This is a genomic window from Streptomyces sp. NPDC058375, from assembly GCF_042723425.1.
Taxonomy (GTDB): domain Bacteria; phylum Actinomycetota; class Actinomycetes; order Streptomycetales; family Streptomycetaceae; genus Streptomyces; species Streptomyces durocortorensis.
Genome location: NZ_JBHXJG010000309.1, coordinates 1 through 7,483, shown reverse-complemented (window position 1 = coordinate 7,483; position 7,483 = coordinate 1). Strand labels below are relative to the sequence as shown.

The window sequence follows — 7,483 nt, the reverse complement described above, 5'->3', positions numbered from 1 at the left end:
ACCCCGGGGAGAACCCGGAGCGCAGCCCTTGCGCTGTGCCGCACGCTGATCTGATCAACCGCGGGTCGGACTGAGTCAGCCGCGGATCGGACTGCTCAGCTGCGGATCGGACTGATCAGCTGCGGATCAGGCTGCGGAGCACGTACTGCAGGATGCCGCCGTTGCGGTAGTAGTCGGCCTCGCCGGGGGTGTCGATGCGGACGACCGCGTCGAACTCCACACCGGTGTCGGTGGTGACCTTGACCGTACGGGGGGTGGTGCCGTTGTTCAGCTCGGTGACGCCGGTGAAGGAGAAGGTCTCCTCGCCGGTGAGGCCGAGGGTCTCGGCGGTGTGGCCCTCGGGGAACTGGAGCGGGAGGACGCCCATGCCGATGAGGTTCGAGCGGTGGATGCGCTCGTAGGACTCGGCGATGACGGCCCTGACGCCCAGGAGCGCGGTGCCCTTGGCGGCCCAGTCGCGGGACGAGCCGGAACCGTACTCCTTGCCCGCCAGGATCACCAGCGGGGTGCCCGCGGCCTGGTAGTTCTGGGAGGCGTCGTAGATGAACGACACCGGGGCGCCCTCGTCGGCCTTGGTGAAGTCGCGGGTGTAGCCGCCCTCGGTGCCCGGCGCGATCTGGTTGCGCAGGCGGATGTTGGCGAACGTGCCGCGGATCATGACCTCGTGGTTGCCTCGGCGCGAGCCGTAGGAGTTGAAGTCACGGCGCTCGATGCCGTGCTCCGTGAGGTACTTGCCGGCCGGGGTGTCGGCCTTGATGGCGCCGGCCGGGGAGATGTGGTCGGTGGTGACCGAGTCGCCGAGCTTGGCGAGCACCCGGGCGCCGGTGATGTCCTCGACCGGGGACGTCTCCATCGTCATGCCCTCGAAGTACGGGGGCTTACGCACGTAGGTGGACTCGGAGTCCCACTCGAAGGTGTCGCCGGTCGGGATCGACAGCGCCTGCCACTGGGCGTCGCCCGCGAAGACGTCCTGGTAGGACTTGTTGAACATGTCCTCGCCGATGGAGTTCGCCACGACGTCGTTGACCTCGGCCTCGGAGGGCCAGATGTCCGCGAGGTGGACCGCGTTGCCGTCCTGGTCGACGCCGAGGGCGTCCTTGGTGATGTCGACCTTCATCGAACCGGCGATGGCGTACGCGACGACCAGCGGCGGGGACGCCAGGTAGTTCATCTTGACGTCGGGGTTGATCCGGCCCTCGAAGTTGCGGTTGCCGGAGAGGACCGACGTGACCGCGAGGTCGTTGTCGTTGACGGCCTTGGAGACCTCCTCCGGCAGCGGGCCGGAGTTGCCGATGCAGGTGGTGCAGCCGTAGCCGACGAGGTTGAAGCCGACCTTGTCGAGGTACGGGGTCAGGCCCGCCTTGTCGAAGTAGTCGGTGACGACCTTCGAACCCGGGGCGAGGGTGGTCTTGACCCACGGCTTGCGGGTCAGGCCCTTCTCGACGGCCTTCTTCGCCACGAGCGCGGCGGCGACCATGACGTAGGGGTTCGAGGTGTTGGTGCAGGAGGTGATCGCGGCGACGGTGACGGCGCCGTGGTCGATCTCGTACGTCGAGCCGTCGGGGGCTGTGACGGTGACCGGCTTGGACGGGACGCCGTTCGGCGTGCTGGACGGGGCGTCGGAGGCCGGGAAGGACTCCTTGCTCGCCTCCATCTCGTCCGCGACGTAGTTGCGCACGTCCTGGGCGAACTGCTGGGAGGCGTTGGCCAGGACGATGCGGTCCTGCGGGCGCTTCGGGCCGGCGATCGAGGGGACGACCGTGGCGAGGTCGAGCTCCAGCTTCTCGGAGAAGTCCGGCTCGGCGGCCGGGTCCAGCCAGAGGCCCTGCTCCTTGGCGTACGCCTCGACGAGGGCGACCTGCTGGGCGTCGCGGCCGGTCAGGCGCAGGTAGTTCAGGGTCTCGTCGTCTACGGGGAAGATCGCGGCGGTGGAGCCGAACTCCGGCGACATGTTGCCGATAGTGGCGCGGTTGGCGAGCGAGGTGGCGGCGACGCCCTCACCGTAGAACTCGACGAACTTGCCGACGACGCCGTGCTTGCGGAGCATCTCGGTGATGGTCAGCACGAGGTCGGTGGCGGTGGTGCCGGGCTTCAGCTCACCGGTCAGCTTGAAGCCGACGACGCGCGGGATGAGCATGGAGACCGGCTGGCCGAGCATCGCGGCCTCGGCCTCGATGCCGCCGACGCCCCAGCCGAGCACGCCGAGGCCGTTGACCATGGTGGTGTGCGAGTCGGTGCCGACGAGGGTGTCGGGGTACGCCTGGCCGTTACGGACCATGACGGTGCGGGCCAGGTGCTCGATGTTCACCTGGTGGACGATGCCGGTGCCCGGGGGGACGACCTTGAACTCATCGAAGGCGGTCTGGCCCCAGCGCAGGAACTGGTAGCGCTCCTTGTTGCGGCCGTACTCCAGCTCGACGTTCTGGCCGAAGGCTTCCTTGGTGCCGAACTTGTCGGCGATGACCGAGTGGTCGATGACCAACTCGGCCGGGGCCAGCGGGTTGATCTTCGCCGGGTCACCGCCGAGCTCCTTGACGGCCTCACGCATGGTGGCGAGGTCCACGACACAGGGCACGCCGGTGAAGTCCTGCATGATCACGCGGGCCGGCGTGAACTGGATCTCCTGGCTGGGCTGAGCCTGGGAGTCCCAGCCGCCGATGGCCCGGATGTGGTCGGCGGTGACGTTCGCGCCGTCCTCGGTACGGAGCAGGTTCTCCAGCAGGACCTTCAGGCTGTACGGCAGGCGCGCGGAGCCCTCTACCTTGTCCAGCTTGAAGATCTCGTACGACTCGTCGCCCACGCGCAGCGTGCTGCGGGCGTCGAAGCTGTTCGCCGACACGACAGTCTCCTTCTTCAATGTGCGCGTCTACCGCGCCGCGCCTCATTGGCAGCCGGCGCCGCGTTTTGCCACCTACGGCTCCGGCCATCCGCTAAGGTAAGGGTTAGTTAGGTAACCCTTACCGGGCGGCGGCTGTGGTGCGCCTCGGCAGATATCTCGATGTCGAGATAACTCTAGTACATAGCCGCCGTTCGGTCATGCCCAGGTGCCCCCCTCTGCTCTGCCCTCTGCCCTCTGTCCTTCGTCCTCTGTCCTCTGTCCTCTGTCCTCTGCCAGTCGATCCAGGCGTACGAGGCGCGTCACCTTCTGGCGCCACCTCACTCCCTGGGGGGAGCGGCCGGAGTCGCTCTCGCCCGCCCGGCGGAGGCGGTTCCGTACGCGGAAGGATCCTGACCTGCCTCGTCGGCTGGGAATATCGACGCACGGGCCGGTCCGGCCCGTGGACGTGAGGAGCGCAGATGCCCATGGCCAGGCCGACCACGACACCCGGAGAATCGGCACTCGCGCCACGCGGAGAGGGCCGCCTGCGGCGGGCGTGGCGAGCGGCTCACGAGCCCGCAGCAGGGGTACCGCGCTGGGCCCGCCTGGTCGCCTACACCGTGCCGCTGGTGGTGCTTCCGTCCGGAATCTGGCGCCTGGGAGTGCTGTTCACCGAGGACAAACGGGGCGGGGCCATCGAAGACTGGGCGATGAACGGCTACATCGTCTTCCTCACCCTCCTCTCCGAGGTCCTCGCGTTCACAGCCGTCGGGCTGGTTGCCCGCTGGGGCGAGGTGTTCCCGCGCTGGATGCCGTGGCTGCGCGGGCGGCGGGTACCGACAGCCGCCGCGGTCGTCCCGGCCGCGATCGGGGCGACGGTCCTGACCCTGGTCTTCACCATCATCGCGACCGCCACCACGGTCACCCAGTCCAAAACCAATGGCGATCCGCTGCCGGCCGACTTCCCGAGCAAGGCCGGCGGCTGGGAAACCGTCTACTTCTACGCCTCCTACGTCCCCCTGGTCCTGTGGGGCCCGATGCTCGGCATCCTGACGTACGCGTACTGGCGCCGGCGTGGGTCGGCAACGACCGGGCAGCTGCTGCCGTCGACGGTCGGGAACACGTGATCTGCGGTCCCCCGGGGCCACGGTGTCGACGGACAGAGCCGGCATCACGTGATTGCCCGAGGACAACTCCACACACCCATCCACTGCTCGGCTCCCCACTCCTCGAACCGTTCGGCCTCGGTGAATCCCAGCTTCGCCGCGAGGCGCAGGGAGCGGAGGTTGGCGATCTGGGTGGCGAGGACGACCGGTTCGCCGGGCAGCGCGTCGGCGAACCAGCCGAGGGCCGCTTCGCAGGCCTCGGCGGCGTAGCCGTACCCCCACACCTGCGGCAGGAACAGATAGCCGAGCTCGGCCCGCCCGGCAGCCTGGCGGAGGTGTCCCGTGTCCTTGGTGAGCGTGACCTGGCCGATCATCGCTCCGTCGAGATCGACGACGAAGAGGCCGGAACGGCGTCGGGGCTCCTCGGGTATCGCGCGTTCGAGCCCGTCACGCGGCTGGGGGCCGCCGAGGAAGGCGCTCACTTCCGGGGAGGCCAGCAGCTCGATGAGCGCTCCGCGGTCCCGGGCCTCGGGCTCACGGAGCAGGAGCCGCTCGGTCTTGATGGGTGCGGGAGGCCAGGTCACGGATCCGAGATCGGGCATGGCAGGCATGGCGGGCATGGCGGGCAACCTATCGCAGGCCTGTGGGGTGACCGGCGTGGTGACTCCCCCCGGGGGGCCCGCCCCGCCACGGGGTGCCGACGCGGAGCCCCGACGTCTTGACCTTCCAGTCAGGTGGAAGGTCTACGGTCCTGGCATGACCTCCATGCGGATCTCCCAGCTCGCCGAGCGCAGCGGGATGCCGGCCACGACCCTGCGGTTCTACGAGAGCGCGGGGCTGCTCTCCGCCGACCGGACCCCCGCCGGGTACCGGGTGTACGGCGAGGAAGCGGTCGAACGGCTGGCGTTCATCGGCGCGGCGAAGCACCTGGGGCTGGCACTGGAGGAGATCGGCGAGCTGGTCGGGGTGTGGGAGGCCGGCGCCTGCCGGGACGTGAAGGCCGATCTGCGGCCCCGGATCGCCACCCGGCTCACCGAGGCCGAGGCCCGCGCCGCCGAGCTCGCGGCGTTCACGGCCTCGCTCCGTGGCGCCTTGGCGCATCTGGACGCGCTGCCGGACCGGGCCGGGCGCTGCGATCCGGAGTGCGGCTTCCTGGCCGGGGGGCCGGGGCCGGGGTCGGACTTGGGCTCGGGCTCGGGCGCGGGCGCGGGGCCGGGGTCCGGCTCGGCCTCGGACTCAGCTCTGGCCCTGCCTCGGCGCGGGGGCCCGGCCCCGGCCCCGGGCTCGGGTCGGACCTCGACCGCGGGCGCGGCCTTGGGCGGGGCTCCGGCCCCAGCCCCGGACTCGGCCCCGGCCTCCGGCGGGGCCCGTGGCGGACAGCCGGTCGATGTCGTCCTCACGCCCGGTCGGCGGGCCGCCGAACAGGAGGCGGAGCGGTGGCGCGCCGCGCCGGTGGCCTGCTCGCTGAGCGGCGAGGGGCTCCACGAGCGCACCGCCCACTGGCGCGAGGCCGTCGACGGCGCCACCCGGGCCGCCGTGCCGGACGGGCTGCGGCTGACCCTGCCCGTCGACCGGGCCACGCGCATCGCCGAACTGGCAGCCGCGGAGCAGCGATGCTGCCCTTTCTTCGACTTCCGCCTCCACCTGGACGGCCCGCGTCTGCACCTGGAGGTCCGCGCGCCTGCCGACGGCGGTGCGCTGCTCACGGATCTCTTCGGCTCCGCTCACTGACGCCCCCGCCACGCCTCACCCCGCCCGAAACCGCACGCACCGTCCCGCCCGCCCTCACCAGAAAGTCCCCACCGTGCTCGTCGCCCGTTCCATCGCCCTGTTCGTCGTCGCCGCGCTGTTCGAGATCGGGGGAGCCTGGCTGGTCTGGCAGGGCATCCGCGAGCACAAGGGCTGGGCCTGGATCGGCGCCGGCGTCATCGCGCTCGGTCTGTACGGTGTGGTCGCCACCCTCCAGAGCGACGACAACTTCGGCCGCATCCTCGCCGCATACGGCGGCATCTTCGTCGCCGGGTCGATCGCCTGGGGCATGGTCGCCGACGGCTACCGCCCCGACCGCTTCGACGTCATCGGGGCCCTGGTCTGTCTCGCCGGCATGGCCGTCATCATGTACGCACCGCGCGGCCACTAATCTGGGGGCCTCACTTGGGGGGCCGATGACAACAGCCGATGCACCGCCCATCGTCTTCGTGCACGGGACACGTTTCAGCGCAGGACAGTGGAGCACTCAACTCACCGCACTCCGGGAGGAGTTCCCGGTGACCGCCATCGACCTGCCCGGCCACGGAGCGCGCTCGGCGCAGCCCTGGAGTCTGAGCGCCGCGACGGAGGTCATCGCCTCCGCGGTGGACTCGCTCGGCCGCGGCCCGGCCCTGGTGGTCGGGCACTCGCTCGGCGGATACGCGTCGCTGGAGTTCGCGCGGAGCCGTCCGGAACAGGTGCGCGGGCTGGTTCTCGCGGGTGCCAGCGCCTCCACTCGCGGGCCGTGGGCCACGCCCTACCGGTGGGTCGCCGGCCTGGTCCCCCGCATACCAGCGGACCGGTTGACCCGGTGGAACGACCGGCTGCTGCTGCGGCACCACCCACGGGAGGTGGTGGAGGCGACCATCCGCTCCGGCTACGCCTTCCGCACGCTGCCCGCCGCCTGGGGCGAGGTGTTGGGACGCTTCGGCACGGACGCGCTGCGTCATGTGGCGGCACCGGTACTGATCCTGAACGGCGAGAAGGACACCGTCTTCCGGTCCGGCGAGGCCGACTTCGCGCGGGCGCATCCGGACGCTCGTGTCGAGTTGATCCCACGGGCGGGACATCTCGCGAACTTCGACGCCCCGGACGCCTTCAGCGATGCCGTCCGCCGCTTCGCCCGGCAGCTTCCCGTCGTCGGCTGAGCATCCCGCTCGCACCCCCCGGTACGCAGGCGGAGCGCGATCACCCCACGTCCGTACGGAGAACGCGATCGAGCGCCGCCCGGCCCGCGGGCCCCCAGGCCGGTTTGCCGCCGGGGAGGCCCCGGTCTCCGTTCTGCCCCATGAGCATGAGGAAGAGGCTTTTCAGCGCGGCCAGTCCGCGGGCGCGCCGGACGGTCGCGCCGTCCGCACGCGCGTACGTGTCGAAGAACCGCGCGGCGGCGCCCTCGGGGAGGATCACCCACGCGGCCGCGAGGTCCCACGCCGGATCGCCGGCGAACAGGTCGCCGAAGTCGATCACGCCCGAGAGCGTCCCGTCCGACACGACGACGTTCGCGGGGTGCAGGTCGCCGTGCACCCACACCGGCGGGCCCTCCCACGCGGGGGCGGCGACCGCGTCGTCCCAGACGGCCCGGACCTCGTCGGCGATGCCGTCGGGGACGACGGCTCGGAAGAACTGGTCGAAACCCTCGGTGTACGCGCTCGGGTGAGCGCCCCGGTCCGAGGGGCCCGGAGCGTCGGCGGGCGCCGCCACGTGGAGTGCCTTGAGGAAGTCCGCCAGCGCGTCGGCCGCATGGCCGCCGCGGCTGATCGAGCTGCGGTCCAGTGGCTCACCGGGTACCCACGTCATGATCGTCCAACGC

The 7,483-nt window shown here is 70.9% G+C and carries 7 protein-coding genes; 4 read left to right on the top strand and 3 right to left on the bottom strand.

The window, feature by feature from the left end; all coding sequences use genetic code 11:
• Positions 1-115 precede the first annotated feature (115 nt).
• Complete coding sequence (acnA, locus tag ACFWM7_RS31680) at positions 116-2,839, bottom strand: aconitate hydratase AcnA (RefSeq protein WP_383267203.1); 2,724 nt, start codon at positions 2,837-2,839, stop codon at positions 116-118.
• A 464-nt stretch (positions 2,840-3,303) separates the two neighbouring features.
• Between acnA and ACFWM7_RS31675 the strand changes: the two genes are divergently transcribed.
• Positions 3,304-3,945: a hypothetical protein gene (locus ACFWM7_RS31675; protein WP_383267200.1), complete on the top strand. Its 642-nt coding sequence runs from the start codon at positions 3,304-3,306 to the stop codon at positions 3,943-3,945.
• Positions 3,946-3,989: 44 nt separating this feature from the next.
• Here ACFWM7_RS31675 and ACFWM7_RS31670 read toward each other — a convergent pair whose 3' ends face one another.
• Positions 3,990-4,526: a GNAT family N-acetyltransferase gene (locus tag ACFWM7_RS31670; RefSeq protein ID WP_383267206.1), complete on the bottom strand. Its 537-nt coding sequence runs from the start codon at positions 4,524-4,526 to the stop codon at positions 3,990-3,992.
• A gap of 154 nt (positions 4,527-4,680) precedes the next feature.
• Between ACFWM7_RS31670 and ACFWM7_RS31665 the strand changes: the two genes are divergently transcribed.
• The 3 genes from ACFWM7_RS31665 to ACFWM7_RS31655 all read left to right on the top strand — a co-directional run bounded on the left by ACFWM7_RS31665 (position 4,681) and on the right by ACFWM7_RS31655 (position 6,821).
• Positions 4,681-5,655 carry a MerR family transcriptional regulator gene (locus ACFWM7_RS31665; protein ID WP_383267197.1) on the top strand — a complete coding sequence of 325 codons (975 nt, stop codon included), beginning with the start codon at positions 4,681-4,683 and terminating at the stop codon, positions 5,653-5,655.
• A 73-nt stretch (positions 5,656-5,728) separates the two neighbouring features.
• Complete coding sequence (locus ACFWM7_RS31660; RefSeq protein ID WP_205083759.1) at positions 5,729-6,064, top strand: YnfA family protein; 336 nt, start codon at positions 5,729-5,731, stop codon at positions 6,062-6,064.
• A 25-nt stretch (positions 6,065-6,089) separates the two neighbouring features.
• Positions 6,090-6,821, top strand: coding sequence for an alpha/beta fold hydrolase (locus ACFWM7_RS31655; protein WP_383267194.1), 732 nt, complete (start codon positions 6,090-6,092; stop codon positions 6,819-6,821).
• A gap of 40 nt (positions 6,822-6,861) precedes the next feature.
• On the opposite strand, the gene ACFWM7_RS31650 is transcribed toward ACFWM7_RS31655, so the two are convergent.
• Positions 6,862-7,483: phosphotransferase (locus ACFWM7_RS31650; RefSeq protein ID WP_383267192.1), on the bottom strand; the 622-nt coding region annotated here is incomplete at its 5' end.

Bases quoted from the DNA above. Each gene is read 5' to 3' on its own strand.
- ACFWM7_RS31655 (WP_383267194.1), top strand. From the start codon at position 6,090: ATGACAACAGCCGATGCACCGCCCATCGTCTTCGTGCACGGGACACGT.
- ACFWM7_RS31675 (WP_383267200.1), top strand. From the start codon at position 3,304: ATGGCCAGGCCGACCACGACACCCGGAGAATCGGCACTCGCGCCACGC.
- ACFWM7_RS31670 (WP_383267206.1), bottom strand. From the start codon at position 4,526: ATGCCCGATCTCGGATCCGTGACCTGGCCTCCCGCACCCATCAAGACC.
- ACFWM7_RS31665 (WP_383267197.1), top strand. From the start codon at position 4,681: ATGACCTCCATGCGGATCTCCCAGCTCGCCGAGCGCAGCGGGATGCCG.